This window comes from Nonomuraea sp. MG754425, from assembly GCF_021699195.1.
GTDB lineage: Bacteria > Actinomycetota > Actinomycetes > Streptosporangiales > Streptosporangiaceae > Nonomuraea.
Genome location: NZ_SSXE01000004.1, coordinates 49,750 through 73,414 on the forward strand (window position 1 = coordinate 49,750; position 23,665 = coordinate 73,414).

20 protein-coding genes are annotated in these 23,665 nt (G+C 70.4%); 11 read left to right on the plus strand and 9 right to left on the minus strand.

The window, feature by feature from the left end; all coding sequences use genetic code 11:
* Nucleotides 1-5: 5 nt before the first annotated feature.
* Nucleotides 6-944, plus strand: coding sequence for an endonuclease/exonuclease/phosphatase family protein (locus tag FAF44_RS02330; protein WP_237101286.1), 939 nt, complete (start codon nt 6-8; stop codon nt 942-944).
* A gap of 27 nt (nt 945-971) precedes the next feature.
* Here FAF44_RS02330 and FAF44_RS02335 read toward each other — a convergent pair whose 3' ends face one another.
* From FAF44_RS02335 to FAF44_RS55665, 4 genes are all read right to left on the minus strand, one after another.
* Nucleotides 972-2,336, minus strand: a complete 1,365-nt coding sequence (locus tag FAF44_RS02335; RefSeq protein ID WP_237101287.1) for a cell wall metabolism sensor histidine kinase WalK — start codon at nt 2,334-2,336, stop codon at nt 972-974.
* 172 nt (nt 2,337-2,508) lie between these two features.
* Complete coding sequence (locus FAF44_RS02340; RefSeq protein WP_237101288.1) at nt 2,509-2,967, minus strand: DUF2690 domain-containing protein; 459 nt, start codon at nt 2,965-2,967, stop codon at nt 2,509-2,511.
* A gap of 11 nt (nt 2,968-2,978) precedes the next feature.
* Nucleotides 2,979-3,437 (minus strand): DUF2690 domain-containing protein, encoded by a 459-nt coding sequence (locus tag FAF44_RS02345; RefSeq protein WP_237101289.1) that lies wholly within the window; start codon nt 3,435-3,437, stop codon nt 2,979-2,981.
* Nucleotides 3,438-3,449: 12 nt separating this feature from the next.
* Complete coding sequence (locus tag FAF44_RS55665; protein WP_237101290.1) at nt 3,450-7,247, minus strand: GDSL-type esterase/lipase family protein; 3,798 nt, start codon at nt 7,245-7,247, stop codon at nt 3,450-3,452.
* A gap of 269 nt (nt 7,248-7,516) precedes the next feature.
* On the opposite strand from FAF44_RS55665, the gene FAF44_RS02355 reads away from it, so the two are divergent.
* Nucleotides 7,517-10,402 carry a BTAD domain-containing putative transcriptional regulator gene (locus FAF44_RS02355; RefSeq protein ID WP_237101291.1) on the plus strand — a complete coding sequence of 962 codons (2,886 nt, stop codon included), beginning with the start codon at nt 7,517-7,519 and terminating at the stop codon, nt 10,400-10,402.
* A 23-nt stretch (nt 10,403-10,425) separates the two neighbouring features.
* Nucleotides 10,426-11,151: a peptidase E gene (locus FAF44_RS02360; protein WP_237101292.1), complete on the plus strand. Its 726-nt coding sequence runs from the start codon at nt 10,426-10,428 to the stop codon at nt 11,149-11,151.
* Between the two features lie 4 nt (nt 11,152-11,155).
* Here FAF44_RS02360 and FAF44_RS02365 read toward each other — a convergent pair whose 3' ends face one another.
* The 3 genes from FAF44_RS02365 to FAF44_RS02375 form a co-directional block, all read right to left on the minus strand.
* On the minus strand, nt 11,156-12,313 hold the full coding sequence (locus FAF44_RS02365) for an MFS transporter (RefSeq protein WP_237101293.1): 1,158 nt from the start codon (nt 12,311-12,313) through the stop codon (nt 11,156-11,158).
* Between the two features lie 336 nt (nt 12,314-12,649).
* Nucleotides 12,650-12,955, minus strand: a complete 306-nt coding sequence (locus FAF44_RS02370; RefSeq protein ID WP_237101294.1) for a hypothetical protein — start codon at nt 12,953-12,955, stop codon at nt 12,650-12,652.
* Nucleotides 12,956-12,988: 33 nt separating this feature from the next.
* On the minus strand, nt 12,989-13,453 hold the full coding sequence (locus tag FAF44_RS02375; RefSeq protein WP_308193271.1) for an ATP-binding protein: 465 nt from the start codon (nt 13,451-13,453) through the stop codon (nt 12,989-12,991).
* 374 nt (nt 13,454-13,827) lie between these two features.
* Between FAF44_RS02375 and FAF44_RS02380 the strand changes: the two genes are divergently transcribed.
* Nucleotides 13,828-14,646 carry a helix-turn-helix transcriptional regulator gene (locus FAF44_RS02380; protein WP_237101296.1) on the plus strand — a complete coding sequence of 273 codons (819 nt, stop codon included), beginning with the start codon at nt 13,828-13,830 and terminating at the stop codon, nt 14,644-14,646.
* Entirely contained in the window at nt 14,637-14,849 is a 213-nt protein-coding gene (locus tag FAF44_RS02385; protein ID WP_237101297.1) for a DUF397 domain-containing protein, read from the plus strand. Before FAF44_RS02380 ends, FAF44_RS02385 begins: the two co-directional genes overlap by 10 nt.
* Before the next feature lie 316 nt (nt 14,850-15,165).
* On the opposite strand, the gene FAF44_RS02390 is transcribed toward FAF44_RS02385, so the two are convergent.
* Together FAF44_RS02390 and FAF44_RS02395 are read right to left on the minus strand one after the other, a co-directional pair.
* Nucleotides 15,166-15,708 carry a nucleoside 2-deoxyribosyltransferase domain-containing protein gene (locus tag FAF44_RS02390; protein ID WP_237101298.1) on the minus strand — a complete coding sequence of 181 codons (543 nt, stop codon included), beginning with the start codon at nt 15,706-15,708 and terminating at the stop codon, nt 15,166-15,168.
* 243 nt (nt 15,709-15,951) lie between these two features.
* On the minus strand, nt 15,952-16,431 hold the full coding sequence (locus FAF44_RS02395; protein ID WP_237101299.1) for a hypothetical protein: 480 nt from the start codon (nt 16,429-16,431) through the stop codon (nt 15,952-15,954).
* Nucleotides 16,432-16,906: 475 nt separating this feature from the next.
* Between FAF44_RS02395 and FAF44_RS02400 the strand changes: the two genes are divergently transcribed.
* From FAF44_RS02400 to FAF44_RS02425, 6 genes are all read left to right on the plus strand, one after another.
* Complete coding sequence (locus FAF44_RS02400) at nt 16,907-17,776, plus strand: SseB family protein (RefSeq protein WP_237101300.1); 870 nt, start codon at nt 16,907-16,909, stop codon at nt 17,774-17,776.
* 328 nt (nt 17,777-18,104) lie between these two features.
* Entirely contained in the window at nt 18,105-18,509 is a 405-nt protein-coding gene (locus FAF44_RS02405) for a YbaB/EbfC family nucleoid-associated protein (RefSeq protein WP_237101301.1), read from the plus strand.
* Nucleotides 18,506-18,862 carry a hypothetical protein gene (locus FAF44_RS02410; RefSeq protein WP_237101302.1) on the plus strand — a complete coding sequence of 119 codons (357 nt, stop codon included), beginning with the start codon at nt 18,506-18,508 and terminating at the stop codon, nt 18,860-18,862. Before FAF44_RS02405 ends, FAF44_RS02410 begins: the two co-directional genes overlap by 4 nt.
* A 7-nt stretch (nt 18,863-18,869) precedes the next feature.
* Nucleotides 18,870-22,331 (plus strand): hypothetical protein, encoded by a 3,462-nt coding sequence (locus FAF44_RS02415; protein WP_237101303.1) that lies wholly within the window; start codon nt 18,870-18,872, stop codon nt 22,329-22,331.
* A gap of 98 nt (nt 22,332-22,429) precedes the next feature.
* Nucleotides 22,430-22,816, plus strand: a complete 387-nt coding sequence (locus tag FAF44_RS02420; protein WP_237101304.1) for a hypothetical protein — start codon at nt 22,430-22,432, stop codon at nt 22,814-22,816.
* Nucleotides 22,817-23,059: 243 nt separating this feature from the next.
* The gene (locus FAF44_RS02425) at nt 23,060-23,389 is read left to right on the plus strand and encodes a hypothetical protein (protein ID WP_237101305.1); all 330 of its coding nucleotides are present in this window, start codon (nt 23,060-23,062) and stop codon (nt 23,387-23,389) included.
* Nucleotides 23,390-23,665 lie beyond the last annotated feature (276 nt).

A 23,665-nucleotide genomic window follows, 5' to 3' on the forward strand; every position in this document is an offset into this window, starting at 1 on the left:
CTGTTATGAAGATCACTTCACGGCGAGGCCCCGCACCCCGGCTCTGGGCGGTGATCGCGATGACGGTCGTGCTCATGCTGACCCCGTCCCACGCATACGCGGCCACGACGTACCAGATCTGGCACTGGAACATCGCCGGCCACGGCAAGCATCTCGGCTCCACGACCAACGGCATCCTCCAGGCGATCGTCGGCTCGATCGGTGCTCGTGACCCCGACTTCGTGTCGGTCAACGAGATGTGCCACAACCAGTACGACGCGGTGATCGACTCGCTCCAGAAGATCGGCTGGCCGCAGAATCCGCTGAACTTCGCCCGCTACGAGCGGATGACGCCGGCCGATGACCCGGGATACTGCGGCGGCACGGGCTACGGAGTCGTCATCTTCAGCCGCTTCGCCCTCGGACCCACCGAGCGCTTCACGCTTCCGCAGGCCGACGAGGACAAGCAGCGCAAGCTGCTCTGCGCGCCGGTGGCCGCCCAGCCGCACCTGCGGTTCTGCACCACCCACCTCACCTATGTGGCGAACGCGCAGGCGGCGCAGCTCGGCTACGTGCACGACGTCATCGAGCGCTATCGCGCCCAGGGCGACACGGTGCTGATCGCCGGCGACTTCAACATCCAGCCGCACAGCCCGCTCCTGGACGACTGGTATTCGCCCACCGTCGACACCGTGAACAACTCCGGCAACCACGGCCGCTATCACGAGCTCGACGACGAGGATCCGAGCTGCCCCGGCTGGGGGGAGCAGACCACCGAGAGCAACACGCTGGGCGCGTGCGGCCAGTCGGGCAAGGTCGACCTCGTCTTCGCCGCGGCCGACAAGCTCACCGGCTACCGGGAGGACTCCCAGCCGATCGGGTACGTCTGCGGCGCGAACCGCGACAAAGCCTGCTCCGACCATCGGATCGTCAACGCCTTCGCGTCGGTCACGGTAGCGGGCTAGCGTCGTTCGTCAACGCCTTCGCGTCGGTCACGGTGGCGGACCAGCGTCGTTCGTAGACGCGGCGCGGCCAGGCAGCCGCAGGACGAACCGGGCACCTCTCGGGCTGTCCTCGGCGGTCAGGGTGCCGCCGTGGGCCTGGGCGAGCTGCCGGGCGATCGGCAGCCCGAGCCCGGTGCCACCGGGGTCCCTGACGCGGGACGCCTCCAGGCGCGTGAACCGCTGGAAGACGGCCTCCCGCTGCTCGGGGGCGATGCCCTCGCCGTCGTCGAGCACCTCCAGCACCACGACGCCGGCGTCCAGCGTCAGGGTGACGGTGACGGTGGAGGCCGCGTGCCGTTCGGCGTTGTCCAGCAGGTTGTTCAGCAGCCGGGCCAGCTCGATCCGCGAGCCGTCCACCATCACGCCGGACGTGAGGCTGTGGCTCAGGCCGGCCTTGGCCGTGCGGCGCGTCAGCTCGCCGGCCACCAGTTCGGTCAGGTCGACCGGTTCGTGGCGGCCGGTGGCGCCGGCGTCCAGCCGGGCCACCTGCAGCAGGTCGCCGATCAGGGCCTGCATGCGTTCCACGCTCTCCAGCAGCGCGGACGCGGCCTGCGGCCAGTCGGCGTCCTTCGGGCACGCCAGTGCCTCCTCGATCCGGGTCCGCATGGCGGTCAACGGGCTGCGCAGGTCGTGGGAGGCGTCGGAGGCGAAGCGGAGTTGCTGCTCCACCGCGGTCTGGGCGCGGTCCAGCGTGCGGTTCGCGGTCTCGGCCAGGTCCTGCAGCTCGTCGCGGTACTTCGGCACGGGCACCCGGTGCCGCAGGTCGCTGGCGGTGATCTGGGCGAGGTGGCCGCTGATGGCGTTCACCGGCTGCAGCGTCTTGCCGACGATCCGGTAGCTGCCCGCCGCGGTCGCCCCGACCAGCAGGACGAAGCCGACGGCGAGCGGGACGACCAACTGCGAGCCGACATACCAGGGGACGGCGGGGACGGCTATGTCGAGCTGCCAGACGCCACCCGCGCGATGGAAGGGGTAGGCGAGCACGATCATGCACCGGCCGGGGAAGACCTTCCCGCCGCAGGTGGTGACGCTGGCGTAGGCGTCGGGGTCGGGGTGCAGGTTCGTCATCGGCGGCTTGCCCGCCACATCGCGGGTGGCCGCGACCATGGCGCCGGACGGATCGAACACCTGGATCGCCTGCCCTGAGCCTTCGGCCAGCTCGGGGACGCGGTGGCGCATCTGGGCGCCCAGGAGCACGGCATCGGCGAAGAGCTGGTCGGTGCGGTAGTCGATGGCCGCCTGCCGGATCGTCACCATGGTGAACACCGCCACCGCGACGCACAGCAGTGCCATGACGGCGCTGGCCACCGCGGCCAGGCGGGTCCGGACCGAACACCGATGCCACCAGCTCACTCTGATCACCCCCTCACGTGATCAGAAGCACCGCGATGCCTCCCCTATCGATCCTCACCGGTTCCGGGAGAAGGGACCACCAAAAGCTGGCAAACGTCAGCATTGCTCCCTAAAGCGGCTACTTGCCTCACGGGCAGATGACGTCCGGAAGAAGGGGAGGCGGGTTTCGTCCTCAGGATCTCCAGGCGGTGAAGCCGAAACCGGCCGCCCAGGCTCTGTGCCGGTCGTCGCTGGTGTTGCGGTTCATCTCGGTGCGGGTGGTGCCCTTCTTCGACAGGTCCACCACGACCCATTCCTCTCCGCCGGCGTACCAGCCGTAAGGCGTCTTCACCTGTCTCGTCTCGGTCAGCGTCACCGCGCCCGCGGTGCCGGTGATGCTGACCTTGAAGGCGCCCCAGCGGGCCGCGCACTTCGCCGAGCTGACGAGCTGGAACTCGAGATAGGAGTCGACGCGCTCGCGCTCCAGGATGACCTGATCCGCGGTGCAGCCCATCGAGGACGGGTTCTTGCCCACGCAGGACGCCCCGGAGCACCCGACGGCGGCGTGGGCGGAGGTGGCGGCGGTGGCGCCCAGCGCGGTGGCGGCGAGGGCCGCCGCCAGTGCGGCGCGGGCGAGGGTGAGCATCGTCATCTGAGTTCCCATCAGCTTTCCCACGTGGTGCAGGTGTAGTAGCAGGCCTGGTGGCGGTCGCCACTGGTGTTCTGGTTCATGGGGGTCCAGCGGGAGCCCGCGCCGTTGCTGTGGCTGACGGTCTGAACCCGCTGGTTGTACCAGCCGTACGTCGTCTTGATCTGCCGGGTCGCCTTCACCACCGAGTATCCGCAGCACGAGCTCTCGTCGACCCCGACGGCCCAGTAGGCGGAGCATTTGGCGGACCTCATCAGGCGGACGCTGCTCTCCCAGTCTCTGGACGAGGAGATGGCCACCCGCACGGCGTCGGCGTCGCAACCGTAGTCGGCCGGGTCCTTGCCGACGCAGGAGGCTCCCTTGCAGGACAGCGCCGTCGTGGCGCCTGACGGTCCGCCGGTGACGGCGAGGGTCGTGCACGCCAACGCCACCGCGGTGAGCGTGCGTGCGATCGTGGATCTGGTGGACATCATGTCTCCTTGTCGTCAGCTATTGAGGTCGCGCAGAGCCTGGTTGAAGACGTTGCGGTACAGCACCGAACTGCCTTCCTTGGTGGGATGGAAGGACTGCTGGGAGACAGGGACGAGGCTCGGGCTCTCACCCTGGGTACGGGCCACGATCACGTTGTGGATGGCCTCCGCCTCCCCGCAGACCCCGCGGCCCGCGAACTGCTCGCGGGGGTCGGCGAAGGACACGGACGCGCCGGTCTCGACGGCGGCGGCGGTCGCGGCCGAGCGCAGGGCGCCGTTCAGCAGGCCGGCCATCTCGCCGAGCCAGGGATAGGTGTCCTCGCCGATGCCATAGACGCAGGGGCCGTCGAACAACCGCGGGTAGCCCATGAGGATGATGGCCGCGTTCGGGGCCTCGCGGTGGATCTCCAGCAGGGTGTCGTGGACGGCGGGGCCGACGGCGCCGTGGATCTGCCGGGGAACGGACTCGCCGAGCGGGACGTCGCCGTCTCCCTCCAAGACCGTCTCCTGACAGGGAGTCTGGCCCGGAGGGCGGACGATGCAGTGCTCCAGGATCGCGCCGAAGCGGGCGTCGTTGCCGCCGATGGACAGGGTGACGAGTGTGGTGTTCTCGTCCAGGTACCCCTTGTCGAGTTGGCCGTGTTCGCGGAACTGCCCTTGACCGGTCAGGTTGCCGGTGAGCGCGCCCGAGCAGGCGTGGAACTGGTGCTCCAGGCTCGGGTCCCAGGTGTCGTGCCGCTCGCCGATGCTCATGGCCGGACGGTCGGTGAGGGTGCCGGCGCGCGACCAGGCGTACTTGGAGCGGTGGCAGGCGTTGCCGTATTTCCAGCGGTATTCGGGGTTGTGGTAGGTGCCTTCGATGCCGCCGCCGTCGCTGTCGGTCTCGGTGTAGTAGTCGAACTGCGCCGCCGTCGAGGCGCCCTCGCCGGAGGCGTAGGAGTCGCCCAGCGAGACGATCTGGTGCCTGGGCTTGGAGCTCAGGAGCTGGAAGGCGATGGCGTCCCAGGCGATTCGCTGTTCGCCGTCGCCGTCCTCGGTGAGGTTGGACAGGGAGACCGACGGCACGCCGCCGAAGTCGAAGACGCCGAGGGAGACCCAGCGGTGCTGCCGGACGCGTTGCAGGACCGCGCGTTTGCGCCGGCCGTCCCCGGTGTCGATCGTGTATACGGCCTGCTGGGTGGCGGCGTTGTGGTCGGGGATGTGCACCATCACCCGCGCCCACTGGTGGAGGGTGCGGCCGAGGGTCCAGGTGCCGGTGACCCGGTAGGCGGCGTCGCTCGGCCGGCGGGTGTTGGCGAACCAGAAGTGGCCGCCGAGCCCGCCTCCGGCCTGATGGAAGTCGATCTTCGAGCGTTCGAGTCCTTCGTCGTCCTTGGCGAAGTCCAGGGCGAACGAGCCCGCGTTGGTGAAGCGACGGCCGCAGCCGGGCCGTACCGAGGCGACCGTGTCGGGCACGTCGTCGATGACCAGGGATCCGGCCGGTACGGCGTTGCTCCCGTTGAAGCCGGTGGTGAAGGGGTCGCAGTTGGGCCGGAAGTGCTCCACCGGCATCTTCTTCTCCTCGACCTCGCCCGGATGCAGGGCGAACTCGGGCTCTGGATAGTCGGTCGGGAAGCGCATGTTCGCGTTGCCGCACTCGGCGGCGCAGTTCGCCTTCCAGACGACCGGTTTGTGCCACCAGCAGCGGAAGTCCTCCCTGAGGCAGGGCTGCGCGGAGGGCGCGCAGGAGTTGCTGCTGTCGCAGAACAGGGTCCGGGGCGGTTTGACCTGCTCGCGCAGGGCCTGGGTGTTCCACCACGCCTGGTTGTAGCCCGCGTGCGTGGAGTCATCGCGGAAGTCGTACTTGGCGATGGGGTGGGCGGCCCAGCCCATGACCTTCTCCGGGTACGGCCAGCGCTGCGGGTTGGCGGCGTCGGCCTGGCTGTGCTCCAGGAACGGCGTGCGGTTGGGCGGGTAGTCGGCGTTCATCGGGTTGTTGGACCAGCCCAGGCCCCAGTTCCCGAACTGGTCGGTGCAGGTGGGGCTGGGCCGGCAGCCGGTCTCGTTGCCGAAGCGCGCGTCCGGCTGGAACCCGCTGTTGTAGACCCACACGGCGGCGAACCAGTTCTCCAGCTTCGCCGGGTCAGCGTTGTTGACCTTGATGTGGTCGTAGACCTGGTTCCACTTGTCCTGCAGGATGCGCAGGCCCGCGGCGATGTTCGTGGCGTAGTCGAGGGCGATGGCCCGCTGGGTGGTCTCGGCCTGGTCGCCCTTGCGCATGCCGGTGGTGACCTGGGCGACGCCGTACCCGCAGTCGGCCTCCCGCCAGCGGATGCTCCAGCCGTCGTCGGAGGCGCGCCTGCCGTAGTAGTCGCCGATCAGCGGGTTGCCGGTGACCCCTTCCAAGGCGTGCCAGGACGCCTGCCACAGGTTGGACTCCTGCGCCAGGATGCCGAGCATGATCTGCGCGGGCACCTGGCCGCCGCCCTTGAGCGACAAGGGCGGCAGCAGCCCCTGCGGCGACCAGGACGGCAGCCCCGACTGGTTCCAGTTGGAGGGCCGCGGCGTCGTGAGCGCGCCCTGAACGGCGAGGTTGACCGCCCATTCGACCTGCTTCCAGTGCGGTTGCAGCGCTTGCCGGCGGGCGTCGTTGCGCGCGATGGCGCAGGGCTCGATCGGGTTTTCGGTCTGGGGGGCGGCCCGCCCGGCGGCTTCCGGATCGCCTGCGGCCCGCGGACCTCCGGGGACGAGCGTGAAGTCGAGCCCCGCTCCGGTACGGGCCACGTGCGCCTTGAGCGTCACCCGCGAGGCGGACCCCGGCACGCCCACGCCCGCGGACGTGTGGGAGAGGAACAGCGCGCCGCCGGTGGAGACCTCGTCGTGCGCGCCCGCCGCCACCTGGACGACCTGGCCGGGTAACGCGTCCACTTCGGTGGGACGGCCGGTCAGGTAGGCCGTGCCGCCGGCCCCCGCCGCCAGGCCCAGTTGGGTGAGCGGGCCCGTCGCCAGCCGCTTCGGCCGCTGTCCGCCGGCGGGCAGGTGTTCGACGGTCGCCAGGTCGTCGCCGTGGGCGGCGAGGAAGGTCAGGCTGCCGTCGCGGTGCGGACGCAGGTGGCTCGGCGTGCCCTGCGAACGTGCGTACCGGCTTGTCTCGCCCGAGTTGGAGACCTCGATCAGGCCGTCGCCCGCCACCGCCACGATCGAGTCCCCCATCGGGACCGCCGAGGTGGCCTGGCCGGGCACCTCGACCGGGTCGGCGATCTTGCCGGTCGTCGTGTCCACCAGGTGCAACCGGGTGGCGGTGCCCTCCTTCCCGCCTGCCTGGCCGAACACGGCGCTCTCACCGGCGCCGCATCCCGGGCTGTGGTAGGCGAGGCTCGCGTGCAGTCCCAGCCTGGTGATCCGCCCGGACTCCAGGTCGACCAGCGCGGTGAACGCGCCGCGCCGGAAGAGCGCCTCGGAGTTGGTGAACTGGCGTGGCGCGTAGGCCACCACCGCCCGCTTGGCCGAGCCGGTGAGGCAGGCGTTGCCGACCCACCTGTCGGTGTCGAAGCCGCCCTCCGACAGGGTCGCGGCGGTTCGCCACCGGTAGCCGTCGGCGGCTCTGGCGACCAGGAGGTGGAAGCCGGTCGAATCGCCGGCAACGGTCCAAGCCAGGTCGTCGGAGCCGGCCCATCCCGAGCCGAGCAGTTCCTCCCGCCGGTCCGCGGGGACGGACGGGACCGGCTCCTGGACGGCAGCCGAGGCCGGCGCCATGAGAGGTGCGGCCGGCACGCTCGACATCGGTGCGAGCACGACGCCGACGAGCGCGGCGAACACGAGTGAGGTACGCACCGGCTACCACCGGGCCGTGCGGATGACGGCTCTGAGATCGGTGGTGCCGTGGCGGGTGCGGGTCAGGTCCATCAGGCTCCGTTCGGGAAGGGTGGCGGGGCGGTTGGGACACCAGCACCGCCCTGGCGGAGCCCGGACGGCGGCGCTCGATCGGGTCCGGCGATGTCGAGGTTCGAGAACGATCTCCACGGACCGGCCCCATCCTGGCCGGGCAGCCGTGAGGATGCCGTGAGAGATCCGTGAGCCGGTTTCGGGGGAAGGCGGTGACGATGCTGACGTTCAGGGTGCTGGGCGCGGTGGAGGCGCGACATCGGGAGGACGTCGTGCCGATGCCGCCGAAGGTGCGGCGGCTGCTGGCCGCGCTGCTGTCGCGGCCGAACACCGCGGTCGCGGCGACGGACCTGATCGAGGCCGTGTGGGACTCGGCCCCGCCGGCCTCCGCGCGCGAGAGCCTGCGCATCTACGTCCACCGGCTCAACCAGGCGCTCGGGGCCGCGCGGGTGACCGCCGCGGCCGCCGGCTACCTGCTCGCCGTCGAGGACGCCGCACTGGACTCCCTGGAGTTCGAGCGGGCCGTCCGGCATGGCAGGCAGGCGATCGAGCGCGGCGACCTGGTCACCGGGATGGCCACGCTCGAGGCCGCCCTGGGGATGTGGCGGGGCCCGGCCTTCGCCGAGTCGCAGGCGCTGGCCGTCGTGCGGGAGGAGGCGGCACGCCTGGACGAGCTACGGCTCACCGTGACCGAGGAACGCCTCGACGCCGGGCTCACCCTCGGACGCCACGGCGAGATCGTCGCCGAGCTGAAGTCGCTGGCGCTCGCCCACCCGTTGCGCGAGCGGCTGCGCGCCCAGTTGATGACCGCCCTGTGGGGTGACGGCCGGCAGGCCGAAGCGCTGGCCGCCTACCAGGACGCCGCCGAGTTCCTGGCGCGCGAACTCGGCCTCGAACCCGGACCGGAGCTGCGCGACCTCCAGCAGCGGATCCTCCGGCAGGAGACGTACCCGGTCAGGACGCCCAGATCGGCCTCTGCCGTGGTGCCGGCCCAGCTCGCGCCGCCGAACTCCGCCTTCACCGGACGCGTCCGAGCGGCCCGCGCGCTGGACGGGCTGATCGCCCCCGAGAGCCCGACGCCGGTGGCGATCGTCAGCGGCATCGCCGGAGTCGGCAAGACCGCGCTCGCCCTCGACTGGGCGCACCGCAACCTGTCGAGCTTCCCCGACGGCCAGCTCTTCGCCGACCTGCGCGGCTACGACCGCCAGGCCGAGCCGGTCGCGCCGCACGACCTGCTGGGGCGGTTCCTGCGCGCGCTGGGCGTCAACAGCGAGCAGATCCCCGCCGACACCGACGAGCGCACGGCGTTGTACCGCAGCGTCCTGCACCCGCTGCGGGTGCTGATCCTGCTGGACAACGCGGCTTCGTCCGCCCAGGTCCGGCCGCTGTTGCCGGGTGCGCGAGGGTGCCGCGTGCTGGTCACGTCCCGGCCCCGGCTGGAGGACCTGCTCATCGAGTACGGCGCGGCAGCCGTTCCGCTCGCGCCCCTCGACGACCGGGAGGCCGTGAACCTGCTCGCCGGGGTGCTCGGCACCCCCTGGGTCGAACGGGAACGGACCGACGCCGAGCGGCTCGCCCGGCTGTGCGACGGGCTCCCCCTGGCCCTGCGGCTGACGGCCGCCCGGCTGACCAGTCGCCGAACCGGCTCGATCGCGGAACTGGTGGCGCAACTGGCTGACCGGCAGCGCCGGCTCGACCTCATGAACGGCGAGGAGCTGCAGGTCAGAAGCGGTTTCGAGCTGTCCTGCCGCGATCTGCCCGAACCGGTGACGCGCGCTTTCCGGCTGCTGAGCCTGCTCGACGCGCCCGGCGGCCTGACGGCCTGGCACCTCGCGGCGCTGCTCGACCAGCCGGACCTGCTCGAAGCGGACGCCCTGCTGGACGTCCTCGTCGACGCGCAACTGCTGCAACCCCTGGGCGTGGACCGCACCGGCCGGCGGCGCTTCCGCTTCCATGATCTCGTACGGCTCTACGCCGCCGAACGCGCCGAGACCGACGAACCGGAAGCGGAACGGCGGGCGGCCACCCTGCGCGCCCTCGGAGCCATGCTGGCCCTCACCGCCCACGCCGACAGGGCCTTCCGGGGCGAGGACATCGACGAGGTCCAGGGCACCAGCGCCCGCTGGTTACCCGACAACCACGCGGCGCTCGTCCCGGATCCGATGCTCTGGCTCGACACCGAACGGCTCAACCTCTCCGCCATGATCCGGCAGGCCGCCCGCGCGGGCTGGTCCGAGCCGTGCTGGGAGCTGACCGCCACCAGCTCGATGTTGCGGCAGAGGCGCGGCTACCAGGACGACCAGCTCGCCGACTACGAGATCGCCCTGCGGCTGTGCCGTCGTCAGGGCAATCTCCGCGGCACGGCCGCCCTCCTGCTGAGCCACGGCGGCCTCCACCACCAGATGGGCAACCTGTCACTCGCGGTCGCGTGCGCGAGCGAGGCCGTCGACCTGTACGAGCTCCTCGGCGACAAGCGCGGGCACGCGCTGGCCCTGGCGGACTCCGGCGTCGCCCACCGCGTGCTCGCCGCCTGGGAACCGGCCCTGGCGGCGTTCGAGCGGGCCTTCGAGATCTTCGAGGAGATCGGCGACCTGGCGTCCGCCGCGTACGTGCTGTTCCATCTCGGCGCGCTGCACCAGCGACGCGATCAGTTCGACCAGGCGCAGGCCGCGGCCGAACGCGGGCTCGCCCTGCTGCCTCCGGGGATTCCCGAGCTCGAACTCCACCTGCGCCGCACGCTCGGCGACGCCTACCTGCGCCAGGGCCGCGTCCAGGAGGCCCACGACATCCTGACCGACGTCGTACGGGGTGCCCGCGCGCGGCGCGACCTCTTCCAGGAAGCCGAGGCGCTCCTCGTCCTGGGCGAGACCGAGGTGGCCGCCGGGCGGCTCGCCCAGGGCCGGGCCACCCTCACCCTGGCGCTGGAGCAGGGCCGCCAGCTCAACGGGAGGACCTTCGAGGGACGGGTGCACCTGGCCCTCGGCCACATCGTCGACGGCCGGCACATCGAGCATCTGGAGACGGCAATCGAGATCTTCGCCACCTCCAACGCCCCCGCCTGGCACGCCAAGGCCGTGGCCGCCCTCGCCACACACCAACACTGACTGGTCGGTGAGACCATGTGCTCATGATCAGAGACCCGCAGATCCTGGCGTGCTCAGGGGTCCTGAATCCCCCTGACGGATTCAGGCAGGTAGGCGTCCAGATCTGGCAGGCCATGCAGTTGGCGAGCGTGCGCAGGCCACGGGTGTGCCTGATCGCCACGGCGGTCGGTGACTCTCGCGAGCACATCGACGGCTGGTACGGACGCGCCCGGTTGTTCGGGGACGCCGAGTTGTCCCATCTCCAGTTGTTCACGCAGCCGAACGTCACCGACGTACGCGCCCATCTGCTCGCCCAGGACGTGATCTTCGTGTCCGGCGGCAGCGTGGTGAACCTCCTGGCGGTGTGGCGCGCGCACCGGCTCGACGCGATCATGCGGGAGTGCTGGGAGAAGGGCGTCGTGCTGGCGGGTCAGAGTGCGGGCAGCCTGTGCTGGCATCAGGACGGGGTGACCGACTCCTTCGGTGACGACCTTGACGCCACCGAGGACGGCCTGGGCTTTCTGCCGTTCAGCAACGGTGTGCACGATGATCTGGACGACCAGCCCAGACGGTCTCGTTTCCGGGAACTCATCGGCGAAGGGACGTTGCCGGCCGGGTACGCCACCGAGGACGGCGTCGGTCTCCACTACGTGGGCACCCGGCTGCATGATGTGGTCGGGATCCTGCCGAACCGGAACGCATGGTTCGTCGAAGCCCATGACGGAAACTACCGCGAGCAGGCCATACCCGCCCGCTTCTGGGCCCCGTAAGGCGCTACGCGCCGGCCCCGTCGAGGGTTCCGGGTGACGGTGTGCCGCTCAGCAACCGGCCGGTGAGCAGGGCCGCGCAGGAGCCGAGGGTCAGCAGCCCGCCGGTGAGGAAGGTGCCCCGGACGCCGGTGAGCGGCAGGACCAGGGCCCCTAGGGCGGCCCCAGCCGCGATGCCCGCGTTGTAGGCGCCGGAGTTCGCCGCGAAGGCGATGTCCGTACGGCCCGGCGCGCAGTGCAGCATCGCGTTCTGCGTGACCATGAACACCGGGCCGAGCGCGCTGCCCATCAGCAGCAGGAACACCGCCGCCGCCACCGGGTGGGCGCCGAACGCGTACAGGCCGAGCATGCCCACCGACTGCGTGGCCACGGCGGCGGCCAGCGCGGACTGCGGGAAGCGGTCCAGGAAGACCCCGGTGACGCTCACCCCGGCCACGCACGCGACACCGAACCCCACGAGCAGGAGGCTGATCGCGTTCGGGGAGAACCCGCTCACGTCGCCCAGGAACGTCATGATGTAGGTGTATCCCGCGAACGCCCCGGCGGCCGACAAAGCCCCCACCGTCAGCACCGTGGCGAACCGCCGCACGTCGGGGCTGGTCGCGTAGGCGGCGGGCTCCTCCTCCGGACGCGAGGTCGGCAGCAGGACGGCGATCGTCACCAAGGAGACCAGCCCCAGGATGGCCAGCACGGCGACGGGCACCTGCCAGTCACTCTGCTGGCCCAGCCACGTCCCGGCGGGAACACCGAGTACGAGGGCGAGCGAGCCGGCGACGGACAGTGCCCCGACCACGCGTCCCCGGACCTCGGGTGCGAACAGGCCCACCGCGACCGGTCCCATCACGGCCCAGAACAGCGCCTGGGCGAGCGCGGTCAGCAGCCGCGCCACGAGGAGCGTCCAGTAGGAGGTGGCCAGCGCCGCGACCAAGCTGGAGATCACGAGCGCGGCCAGCAACCCCGTGAGCACGTGACGCCGGGGCACGGCCCGCACGGCGTGGGCGATCGGCACGGACACGACGGCCACCGTCACGCCGTACCCGGTGACCAGCAGGCCGACCGCCGACAGAGACACCCTCAGGTCTTCGGAGATGAGCTCCAGGAGTCCGACCGGCAGGTTCTCCGCGGTGTTGAAGGTGAGGGCGGCCAGCATCAGAGCCCCGAGCACCGCCGGCCTGTGCCATGGAGCCGGTTGCCGCGCGGCCGTACGGTCTCTTCTCGCCCTCGTCCATCGTGCCCGCGCGGCAGCATCGTCCATGTGGACACCCCATCAAGCCCACCAAACCCCCCGCAACCGAATTCACCTCGGCGTTGCCGTACGGGCGAGGCCCCGCGGCCGTCTGGTGTCCAGCGCGCGCGGGACGGGTTGCCGGGTGACAGCGCCAGGCTCGCGGGGGTGGGTGGCGCATCACGGTGGCCGTGGGGTGGGTCAGTCCAAGAAGTAGTCGGCCTGGGGCCAGATGTAGCCGGCAGCGCAGCCCTCGGAACCGGCGGGCCGGTCGGGTCAGGCGGCGTTCGGGGGTGCGGTGGCGAGGACGTGGGTGATGCGGTGGGCGGCCGGGGCGAGGTGGGTCACCTCGGCGATCGGTTCGCACCACGACCACCAGAACAGCCATCGGCCCTCCTCCGGCGCCGCCGAGATGATCTCGGACAGGGCGGTGGCTTCCGGGTTGATCACGCGCAGCCGCGGCAGCCGGTCGTCCGAGGTGAGCAGGCGGGCGTGCAGGCCGCGGTCGTGCAGCAGTCTCTGCAGGTCAGTGAGGTGGCCGGCGGCCTGCGCGGCCACCTCGGGGGTGACGGGCTGGGGCATGGCTGACTCCAAACGTGTCACGGGGTCGGGCGGTCAGGCGGAACCGTGGAAGAGCTCGTCGAGTTGTGCCGGGGTCGGGTGGAGGTCGAGGTCGCACCACACCGCGCGGCGTCCGGACGCGGGCAGCCGGTAGCTGCCCCACCGGTCGCGTGACAGGGCCCGGACGATCGCCAGTCCCCGCCCGTGCTCCGCGTACAGGGTGGACGCCTGCCTCGGGACGGGGACGGGCGTCGAACGGGCCGCGCCGGGATCGGTCACCACCAGTCTGAGGAAATCCGGCCCCTGGGAGAGGGTCACCTCGATGTCGTCGTCACCGCCGTGCAGGACGGCGTTGGTGACCAGCTCGGACGCCGCCAAGACCAAGATCTCCCCGGACGGGTGCGCGGACCCCACCCAGGCGGTGACCGCTTCCCGCGCCCGATATGGGGCCCGGGTGTCGCACGCCAGCCGGATAACGCCGAGTTCCTGATGTTCAGTCAGTGTGAGAATGGGGATCACCGGACTTGCCTCGTCATTTCGTGTGCGGACCCCGAAGGGTGTATATAGTGCGGCAGATTCCAGTATGACGGGCGGCCTTTTCCTGCCGTACTGACCAATCGGACGCAGGTATGATGCTCAACCGAACCTGAATCCGCAGTTAGCCAGCACCTTGTCGCATTTGTTCTTTATGCGGCTCTTGTATGCCACGCCATTTTCGCGATCACCCGTGGGATAGAAGTTTCGGCCCCTCGACTGCCCTGCGATCTGTCCACAGCTTTGCGTCTCGACGGTAATTTGTGGGACAGTTTTTAACGCCATTCATCCAACAGGATGTCGCGTTCTTGGGCGTTGGATGCGTGGCCATTGTGCGACCAGTCATGCGGAGGTAAAGCATGCCCGCGGCACGCAAACTCGACCCCAACGCGAGCAGGACAGCGGCCTTCGGAGCCGAACTGCGTCGCAGGCGCGAGGAAGCGCAACTCACCCAGGCGGAGCTCGGCCGGCACGCCGGATACTCCTCCAGCCAGATCGGCGCGGTGGAGGTCGGCAAACGCCCGCCCACCGAACAGTTCCTCACCGAGTGCGAGAGAGCGCTCGGCTCCGGCCTGCGCGAACTGTGGGCGTCGCTCTCCCGCCACCGCGACACCGCGCCCACCTGGTTCGCCCCCTGGTTGCAGGAGGAAGAGCAGGCGCAGTCGCTGCGCACCTGGCAGCCTCTGGTGATCCCGGGGCTGCTGCAGACGGCCGACTACGCCCGCGCCCTGCTGGAAGGCGAGTCCGGCCACGACACCGAACGCATCGACGCCCTCGTCGCCGCCCGGCTGGCCAGGCAGCAGATCCTGACCCGCACCAACCCTCCTCGCTACCTGGTGGTGCTCGACGAAGGGGTGCTCAACCGGCCCGTCGGCGGCCCCGCCGTGATGCGGGAGCAACTGGAGCGGCTGCTGGAATCGGCGAGAGTCCCGCACATCACCCTCCAGGTGTGCCCGCTGGGAGCCAACCCCGGCCTGAGCGGGGGCATCGTCATCGCGCAGGCGCTCACCGGCACCCGTCACACGGTCTACCTGGAGACCGCCGCCGAGCCCGTCGTGACGAGCTATGCCGAGGTGGTCGAGCTGGTTAGCATGAAACTGGATGCCATCAGGGCAGATGCCCTTCCCCAGAGGGCGTCGGTCGAGTTCATCAGGAAGATGGTGGAGAAATGGACCTGACGGCCGAGCTGGAGACGGCGGCCTGGCGCAAGGCGGAACTCTCGACCGGAAACGGCGGAGACTGCCTCGAAGTCGCACCACTGTCCGGCGGTCGTGTCGGCATTCGTGACACCGAGGCTCCCGGCCAGGCTCCCTTCGTGGTCCGGGCCGAGGTGTGGGCCGCGTTCGTCGACGGTGCGAAAAAGGGCGAGTTCGACTTCTGACGACCCCCGACCGTGCAGGGCCCCGGCTGATGCCGGGGCCCTGCTCATTGAAGACCGGTCCCGGGCCGGGGCGCGTATCGGTGATGCCGTGACGGCGATCTGGAAGGAGATCCGGCCCGAGCGCTCGAAGACCTGATCAGCGACCTGGCGATCTGGCAGACCCACCCGGACTGCTACGACGGGCCGAGCGCGCGGGAACGCGCCGTCAGGGAACCGAAGGCGCGGCCCACGACCGCTTCAAGCGGTTCGTCGCGTCCGGTTCGGCCTGCACCAGGATGTTGTGCTTCTTCCGGCTCAGGTGAACCAGGGAAGCGTGTCAGCCCGTTCGGTCGCCGCTTGCGCAGCTCGCCAGCACGGCCCAGAGGACGTCGTCCAGATCGGCGTAGACCGGCGTGCCCGGCCGGGCGAGCTGGCAGAGCATGCGCACGTCGGGCTCCCGGGGGAAGTCCGGATGCGCCCCGACCACGATCCGCCGGCCCTCGCCCAGCGCCTGGCCGAGCTCGAACAGCGCGATCGGCTGGCTCGTCACCGCCGGGTCGCTGGCCGGGAACCAGAAGAGCGTGACCAGACCCGGCAGGTGCAGGTGGTGCTGTTCCCAACTGACCTGCTCCCAGGCGGCGGCCGGGTCGGCGATCGGGAAGTCGGCGCGGGCCGGATTGATCACCACCAGCGGCGATTCGGCCGCCGCCAGGACGTTCGCCGCCCGGACCTGCCAGCGCTCCACCCCGGTGATCCCGCCCGCCAGGAACACCGCCGGCGGGTCCGTCCGCTGCGGCCGGTAGTAGGTGGGCGCCTCGACGTAGAGGTGCCGGGCCGCGGGCCGGCGCGGCTCCGGCGGCCGGTGATGAGGACTGGTCACCGCTCCGCGACCGCCTCGTCCAGGTGACGGTGCAGGGATGTCGCCAGGGTCGCTTCGCGTTCCACAAGCCCAGCCACGCGCCGTCCTCCTGTTTGGTGGTGTCGCCCTGGAGCGAAAGCTTCGTCCTCACAGACGGCCCGGACGAGGGCTGCGGCCGGGCACTCACCGGCCATTCAACAACAGACGACGGTCGTGAGTTGATCTGCGGACATTACGCGGCTCAAGCCCCGGAGCAGGTTCCGCCTAGCTGCAGTACCTCCAGGTCGTGGTGGTGGTGCCGTAGATGCCGCCGCCGTAGATGGCCTTGATGGAGCCCGTCCACCTGATGCAGGTGCCGGCGGCGGGACCGCTGGCCGCCGCGTAGTGGGCGTAGTTGCCCTCGTCGGTGATGGTCTTCATGCCCTGACGCTCCAAGACGGCCTGCGTGTAGCTGGCGACGCCGTCCGCCCGGCCGACTCTCAGGGTGAGCACGCAGTTCTCCTTGTAGGTGCCGCTCCACAGGATGTAGACCTCACCCAAGGGCATGTTGTTCCGGTCATCCCAGAGATCCTCCCTGGTGAGCTGCGTGTAACTGCCGTTCGACCAACCGCACCCCTGCGCCGAGACGACGGCTTCGCGCAGGGTGTGCGCCGAGGCGGGCGCGGCCACGAACGCGATCGAGGCGAGCACGAGGGCAAAGGCCGAACCGATGCGCACGAGAATGCGGCGATATGTTCGAGACATGAAAGGTGTCCTCTCTTAGCTGCGATTTCATCCACTCCGGCAGTCAGGTACGCGGTTGTCAACACCTGTGGATGTTCTGCGTCCTATCTGTGCATGCTCTGAGCATTCGCATTAGGGCACAGCCGGGTCACCTGGCAAGTCGGCATACGGAGTCGGTTGGTTACGGACCGTGGATGCCATCGGGGCGAGGCCGCTCCGGTAAGTTCGTTGCCGGTGGCAGAAGCGCGGCCCCGGCGGTACTTGCCTGGCGGCAGGCCGGGGCCGCGTGGCACCGATACCACGGGTGTCAGCGGCGGAAGGCGCCGGCGTGCTCGGCCACACAGTCGGCCCAGGTGCGCTCGACCTCGGAGCCGACGGACGCCGGATGTGCGGCGCGTCTCACGGAAGACGTGCTTCGTCCCAGGTCCGGGCCGCTGTCGGCGGTGCCGTGGGCCTCCCTCGATCGAGTTCGGGAGCGGCCACTAGTCTGGCGCGCATGCAGGCCGCGAGCCCGTTCGAGGAGCACCTCCTGCGGGCGTACGAACGAGGGGACCTGGCCCTCTGCCTGCGCCTGCTGCGCGACGGCGACCTCGCCTGTCCGATCAGCGACGCGGCGGCCGGCGGTGCGGAGCCGATCGCCTGGCCGACCGTGACGGACGGCGTCCGGACCTGGCTCATCGGCTACACCTCCGCCGAGGCGATGCGCGCGGGCACCGGCGACGCCGTGCGGCACCACCGGATCGTGTCCATGACCGAACTGGCGGCGGGCTGGCCGGACCTCCGCTGGGGCCTGGCGATCAACCCCGGGCTGGAGCCGTCCTTCCTCCTCGAGTCCGGGACGGTCGCCAGGCTCGCCGTTCCCACGCTGGAGCAGGACGTCGCCGCCGAGCCGGGGGCGGGCATCCCCGTCGTGCAGAAGCTGCTGCGGCCCCGCGACATCCAGGCCCTGCTGGACAGCCGCGAGCCCCGGGTGTCCGGCTACTGCCACCACGCCATGGACGTGGAGCACATCGCGACGCCGGTCGTGCTCGCCCGCGCGTTGCTCCAGGAGGAGGCGCTCACCAGCGGCGGAGCGGTGAACATCCTGCGCTGGCCGGTGGTCGGCCCGGCCCTCTACCGGACGCCGTACGGCGGGGTGGACGAGGAGGGGATGGCGGCCGTCGCCGGGTGGGTCGTCGAGGAGCCTCCGTTCGTCGGCATGGGCCTGGCGCCGAACGTCGACGAGACGATCAGGGAGTACAAGGTCAACGGGGTGGGTCTGCCCAACGGGGCGGAGATCGTGGAGTTGGGCGCCGACGGGCGGGAACGGGTCCGGGCCCGCTATGACGGCGATCGCCGATGGTGGGTGCTCATCGAGGGAGCCTGAGCGCGTGACGCTCCGGGCGCGCTAACGGCGCGCTAGCGGCGAGGACTACCGTTCCGCCACGTTGACCGGAATGTCGTCGACGGACTGTGCAACCTGCCCGACCTCTGGAGTCAAGCGTGTCCGAGCCCTACTTCGACGAGCTCGCGCCGCCGCAGATCTCAGGGCCGGGACGATCATGGTATCCCGACTATCCGCGGACGGGCGACGCTACGCGATGGCGCGTCAGCACATGAACAACTTCAACGACTATTCGAAGGCACTGCACGCTTTCCTGCCGAAGGAAGTCGTCTGCAAACTGCCCGTCTACGAACAGTGAGGTGGCCTGGCGGTGGAGACCGGCGACGCGGCGGGGATGCAGGTGTACGTCGACGAGTTGAAGGCGAGATTCGTGCAGTTGCAGGGCGAGGCCCTGTCGTTGCACGAGCGACTCCGGGCGGTGCGGGTGACGGAGAAGTCCCGAGACGGCCTGGTGTCGGTGACGGTCGGGGTGCGCGGCGAACTGGTCCGGCTGGACATCGATCCGCGGGTGTACCGGCGTCCGGACGCGCGGTCGCTGGCCGACGTGATCGTCGAGACGGCGCGGCGGGCGGCGGCGCGGGCGGCGGACGAGGTGGTGGAGCTCTTCGAGCCGCTGGTGCCCGCCGAGCAGATGCGGGCTCACCTGGACGGCGACCTGGAGACGGTGCTGGGGCAACTGGCGGGTCAGATGCTGGGAGAGGGCAGGCAGCGGTGAGCGGGTCGTCGGAAGCGGGGCCGGCGGACGTGTTCATCGGCCAGTCGCTGGCGTCCGGCCTGGCGGGCCTGGAGGTGATGGCGTCCGGTCTGGAAACCGGGTGGGAGCAGGCACGGGAGCGAATTCTCGGGCTGCTGGACGCGCGGCCGTGGGGTGACGGGCAGGAGGGGGCGGCGTTCGAGCAGGCCCTGCTGGCCTACGGCGGCCCTTGGCAGTGCGTGGACGACACCGACCTGCTGGTGACGGAGATCGGCGGCCTGCCGGTCACCTTCCGGACGCAGGTGGACAACACGCTGGCCACGGACGCGGCCATCGCCGCAGGCATCACGGCACCGCCTCAGTGGACCATGTGAGCGGGGAGTGGTCGCGGGCCGATCGGAGGTCGACTCCCAGCTTCCCGGCATTCTGTCCCCCTCGTCCAGCGGGGGGATCTCCACCACCGATGTGGAGCCCGCCTGGCAGACCGAGGCGCTGCCCGAGTGGGCGGTCAACTGGCTGATTCCGATGCTGACGGCGGGCGAGCCGTGGCCTCGGGCCAGCGAGAGCGGGCTGTGGCAGGTCAGGCTGGCCTTCGAGGACGCCACGGGCGTGCTGGTGTCATCGCTGGAGCCGACCGCGTTCTCGATTCGCGACATCTCGGCCGGCCTCGAGTCACCGGCCAAGCCGGCGGCGTTCGCCCGGACGCGGCAACTCTTCGACGAGCAGACGGGGGTGCTGGCCAAGGCGGGCTCCACCGCACTGTACGCCCTGCAGATGGATCACATGGCGCGGCAGACCCAGTACTCGAAGTTGTCGATCAATGTGGCGTTCTGGGTGTCGTTGACCGCGGCGCTGATCGCGATCCTCGTGGTGACGGCCGGCCCGCTGGCCCGGTTGCTGGTGGGCGCGGTGGCCAGGTCGGGCAACGTGCGGATGGCGCTGGCCCTGGAACGGTTGGCCATGCTGGCGGGCCGACCGTACGCGACGAGCGCGTTGAGCCGGCTGCCGGGGCTGTCCGGCGGGGTGGCAGGCGGGGCGACAAGCGGGCACTTGCTGACGCTGGAGCTGTACGAGGAGGTGGCCGAGGAGGTCTTCGGGGACGCCCTGGCGCAGTTCCAGCAGATCAGGATGGGCACGCTCGACGAGTGGGACTGGAGCAAGACCAGGGCGGCGGCGATCGGGGCGACGATCGGCACGGTGGTCGGCGTCATGATCGCCAATCAGACGCGGAAGGTGGCCGACAGCATTCCCGGCATCGAGTGGCTCAACGCCCGTGCGGGGGACGCACCCGGGGTGGTCAACGCGATCCTGCGCTTCCCCGGCCGGGCGCTGAACACCGGGCTGAACAACGTGGCGGCCTCTCCGGTGGGCAGCGTGGTGGCCAACGGGGTGGTGTACGGGCAGTGGACGCCGCCGACGTCGGATTCGTTGCTGGGCGCGTTCATGGGCGGGGTGGGCAGGACCAACACGATCAGCCCGTTCAGCGCCGAGGTGGCCACCGCGGTGCTCCATCCCGTCTCCACGCTGGCCGGGGTGCTCGACGGCGCGCTCGCGACCGTCCCGACCGGTCCGTCGTTCCAGCAGGAGACCGGGCAGCACGCGACGGCCGAGACCTCGCACGGAAGCGGGGCGGCCACCTCGGTCAGGGCGTCCCTCGATCTCGCCGATCCGGCGCATCCGCAGACGCACACCCCGTCGCAGACCCGCGCTCAGACGCAGTCGTCGGCCAGGCCGGACGAAAGCAGCACGGCCGTCGAACCGGACTCCCCCGGGACGCCGAGGCCACGGCAGCCGGGCGGGTCCGACCGGCCGGCGGGCGCGGCTCCGCAGGGTCCGTCCGCAGACCACGCCCCGGCCGACCCCGGCACTTCCGCCGAGCCTGGCACCCCCGCCGAGCCGCCGTCCGGCGACGGCGCGCCCCGGCACGACACGGAGACCGTTCCGCCGCCGGACGTCCCCGAGGCGGTCTCGCCCTCGACCCCCGACAGCGACATCGACACCGGCACCACCACCACATCGAGCACCACCACGTCGAGCGCAGTCGCCGGTCAGGAGGTGCGGGACGCCCAGCCCGCGGGCGCGGCGGAGCCGTCGAAGCGCAGCATCGAGGCGCTGATCAACCGGTCACCCGGGCCGACCGAGCCGGGCAGCCGTTCCGACTACACCCTGGTCGCGGCCCGGCCCATCGAAGGGACGCGGTTCGTGGCCGGCGGGCGGCACAGAACCCTGCCGAAACTCACCGTGGAAGAGGTGCGGGCCACCCTGGACGCCCAGGTGCTGCCCGCCGACTTCGGCACCACCGTCAAGGGCTGGCGCTGGAGCGACACGAACACCCTGATCGTGGAGACCGGCGACGGCGTCCAGCACTTCCGCTTCGAGATCGGCGACGTCAGGGGCAACCTCCTGGGACGCACCCAGGTGGGTCCGGGCACCGCGACCGACCCGCACCATGTCCAGCTCACGCCCAGGGTGGCCCGCGACCAGGTGGCCAGGCTCGTCGTCCACGAACTCACCGACACCTTCCAGCGCCTGGCCGCGCCCCGATCGGGCGTGCTCCGCCCGTCGTCGTCCGAGCCGGCTGGTCGCGACCACTGCGTCACCGCCCGCCACAGCGAGTTCCGGCTGCTCAGCCGGAAGCTGGCAGCGGCGGCCACCGACGCCGAACGTGCGATTCTGCGATCCGAGATCGACGGCATCCTGGGCGAACTGAGCAGGTACGGGCGTCCGCTGCCCGATGGCCTGGACGGCGTGCCGACGGGCGAGCAGGGCTCCGGCGAGGCGTCGCCGGACGTGGAACGTCCGCTCTCCCACCAGGAGCGCATGCAGGCGGTGGCCACGAGATGGCGCTCGATCCTGGAGGAGAAGCTCGCGCAGGGCAACGGTTCCACCTTCTCCAGGAAACAACTGAAGAGCATCCAGGCCGAGGTGGCGGAGATAGAGGCGGATTACCTCGAAGGCGGAGTCGACTTCTCGCTCATCCAGATTCAGGAGATCCTGGACGCGCTCGACTCGGCCGAGCCCGCCATCGTGGTGATCGAGGGCTTCGGACCGTACCTCGTCGACTACGGCGGCGCCATAACCGGCGAGAACATGATTCCGGCCGACAGCAGAGGGCTGCGGCTGATGGCCGCCATCACCACGTCGATGCGCGGGCGGGCGCCGTCGGCCGACGTCAGGGTCGGCTCCCTGTGGGACGAGTACAACGACACCAGCGAACACCACCCCGACGGCAGAGCGGACCTCGAGTTCACGCCCGAGATGATCGCCGAGTTCCGGGCCAGCATCGTCGATCGGCTCAAGGACTCCGGCGCCATTCCGGCCGACGCGCGGGAAGGCGTGGATTTCCACCTGTTCCAGGAGAGCACGCTCACGGAACGGGCGAACGAGCTGGTCGGCCTCCTGGAGACGGCCGGCCTGATCCAGCGCAACGGCGACCGCATCCACCTCGTGAACCCGGAGTTCACGAATCCGCTCTTCCACAAATTCGGCCTGCGCACACCGAACAAGTGGCTCTGCGTCGCCCTGGACACCGCGCAACTCGGCGCGCTTGTCGACGAGGTCCGGACGGAAGGCCAGGAGAGTCCGCGCATCATCAAGATCGTGGCGTTGCCGCACTACATGAAGGAGGAGCAGAGCCAGCTCAGAGAGCTGCTGAACGTGCTCGGCGGAAAACTGAACATCGAGTACCACAACATCTTCTACGATCCGGCGGGCGACCTGGTGGCGATGGCCGAGGTGATCGAGCGGAAGCTCGGCATCCGCGTAGCACGTCCCGCCGAGGGTGCCACCGGCCTCCAGCCGGCGCCTCCGGGCTCCGGCGATCCCCCCGGTGACGGGCGCTGATACGGCACCCCCGACTGTTGATGACTTTGGGCCTCCAGACCATTACTCTCCGTGATGTCGATCTCGTTCGAGACGACGTCATGGGAGGGGGAAACCACATGAACCTCGTCAAGGTGGGCAAGAGGCTGGGAACCGGCGCGCTGGTCGCGGCGGCCGTACTGGCGCCGACCGCGGCTCACGCCATCGACGCTCCCTACGCGCAGGCGGCCGCGATCGTCCTCAAGGACGGCACCCTGCACTTCGACAAGAACATCGAGTCCGTGCGCAGGGTCGGCACCGGCCGGTACTGCGTGAAGGTGGACCGCGTGGTCGACGTCACCAACAAGACGCCCGTCCAGGCCACCGCACGTACGGGGGCGCGCGCGATCAGCGCGTTCAACTGGAAGTCTCCCGTGTGCAACAGCGAGGACAACACCGTCATCGTCTACACCTACAACCTGGAGGGGCACGGCGCCGACTCGGACTTCTACCTGACCATCCCGTAGCGGATGGAGATCCTCGCCTCGCGCGAGGCGAGGATCTCCCGTTCCGATGGGTCCGCATTTGGACCTCGGACCAGCGCGGCGATCCGACCGTAGACACGCACACCCAAGAAAACTACTGACCGTAGCTATAAGGTTCCTTTACGTAAACGCTTGTGGTGCGACCGGTGCAGAGCCTTCGCAGCCCGCGAGCAGAGCACATGCCCGTCTCCGCGCGATCGGGTGCGCCAAGCGAAAGGAACCTTCGTGCGCAAAACCGTCCTGGCCCTGGCGGCTGCCGGCCTGTGGACGCTGCTCTCGGCGTCCGCCCACGCCGTGAGCCTGCCGGCGACCGTCCCCGCGCCGCCTCCCGCCGGTCTGGCTCCGCCGGCCCTGACTGCGCCCGCGCCGGCCGCCGAGCCGGCCGCGCCCGCACCGGCGCCGGAGCCCGCTCCGCCCTCCAGCCTGGTGACGGTCTTCAACGACGAGATCATCGAGCCGATCAACATCCCGGTCAGCACCTGCGAGAACGTGCTGTCCCAGCACTCCTCGACCTCCTGCAACGCGGGTGCGGCCTCGGCGACCACCGTGCCCTGACCCCGTTCGGCGGGCAACAGGTAGGGCGCTGACCGGCGTCGCAGGCGTCGCGCGGCCGAGCGGCACGCCGATCGCCGGAAAGCGACATCACCTTCGAGGCCCCGGACGGACGACGGTCCATCCGGGGCCTTTTTCCGCCCGCGGGCCGGGCGTGTTATCGATTTGGTGTCAAGTTCGACGCACGCCGGCACGCCGCGTGCCACCGTGCACGACCCTGATGGGACGTGGCTCGCCGCGTCACCGTCCGGCGTCCCTGGTGACGCGGCCCACCTGGGG

Excerpts from the sequence above, each read along its gene's own strand:
- FAF44_RS02330 (WP_237101286.1), top strand. The coding sequence starts at position 6 with ATGAAGATCACTTCACGGCGAGGCCCCGCACCCCGGCTCTGGGCGGTG.
- FAF44_RS02340 (WP_237101288.1), bottom strand. The coding sequence starts at position 2,967 with ATGACGATGCTCACCCTCGCCCGCGCCGCACTGGCGGCGGCCCTCGCC.
- FAF44_RS02345 (WP_237101289.1), bottom strand. The coding sequence starts at position 3,437 with ATGATGTCCACCAGATCCACGATCGCACGCACGCTCACCGCGGTGGCG.
- FAF44_RS02355 (WP_237101291.1), top strand. The coding sequence starts at position 7,517 with ATGCTGACGTTCAGGGTGCTGGGCGCGGTGGAGGCGCGACATCGGGAG.
- FAF44_RS02360 (WP_237101292.1), top strand. The coding sequence starts at position 10,426 with ATGATCAGAGACCCGCAGATCCTGGCGTGCTCAGGGGTCCTGAATCCC.
- FAF44_RS02370 (WP_237101294.1), bottom strand. The coding sequence starts at position 12,955 with ATGCCCCAGCCCGTCACCCCCGAGGTGGCCGCGCAGGCCGCCGGCCAC.
- FAF44_RS02380 (WP_237101296.1), top strand. The coding sequence starts at position 13,828 with ATGCCCGCGGCACGCAAACTCGACCCCAACGCGAGCAGGACAGCGGCC.
- FAF44_RS02385 (WP_237101297.1), top strand. The coding sequence starts at position 14,637 with ATGGACCTGACGGCCGAGCTGGAGACGGCGGCCTGGCGCAAGGCGGAA.
- FAF44_RS02395 (WP_237101299.1), bottom strand. The coding sequence starts at position 16,431 with ATGTCTCGAACATATCGCCGCATTCTCGTGCGCATCGGTTCGGCCTTT.
- FAF44_RS02400 (WP_237101300.1), top strand. The coding sequence starts at position 16,907 with ATGCAGGCCGCGAGCCCGTTCGAGGAGCACCTCCTGCGGGCGTACGAA.
- FAF44_RS02420 (WP_237101304.1), top strand. The coding sequence starts at position 22,430 with ATGAACCTCGTCAAGGTGGGCAAGAGGCTGGGAACCGGCGCGCTGGTC.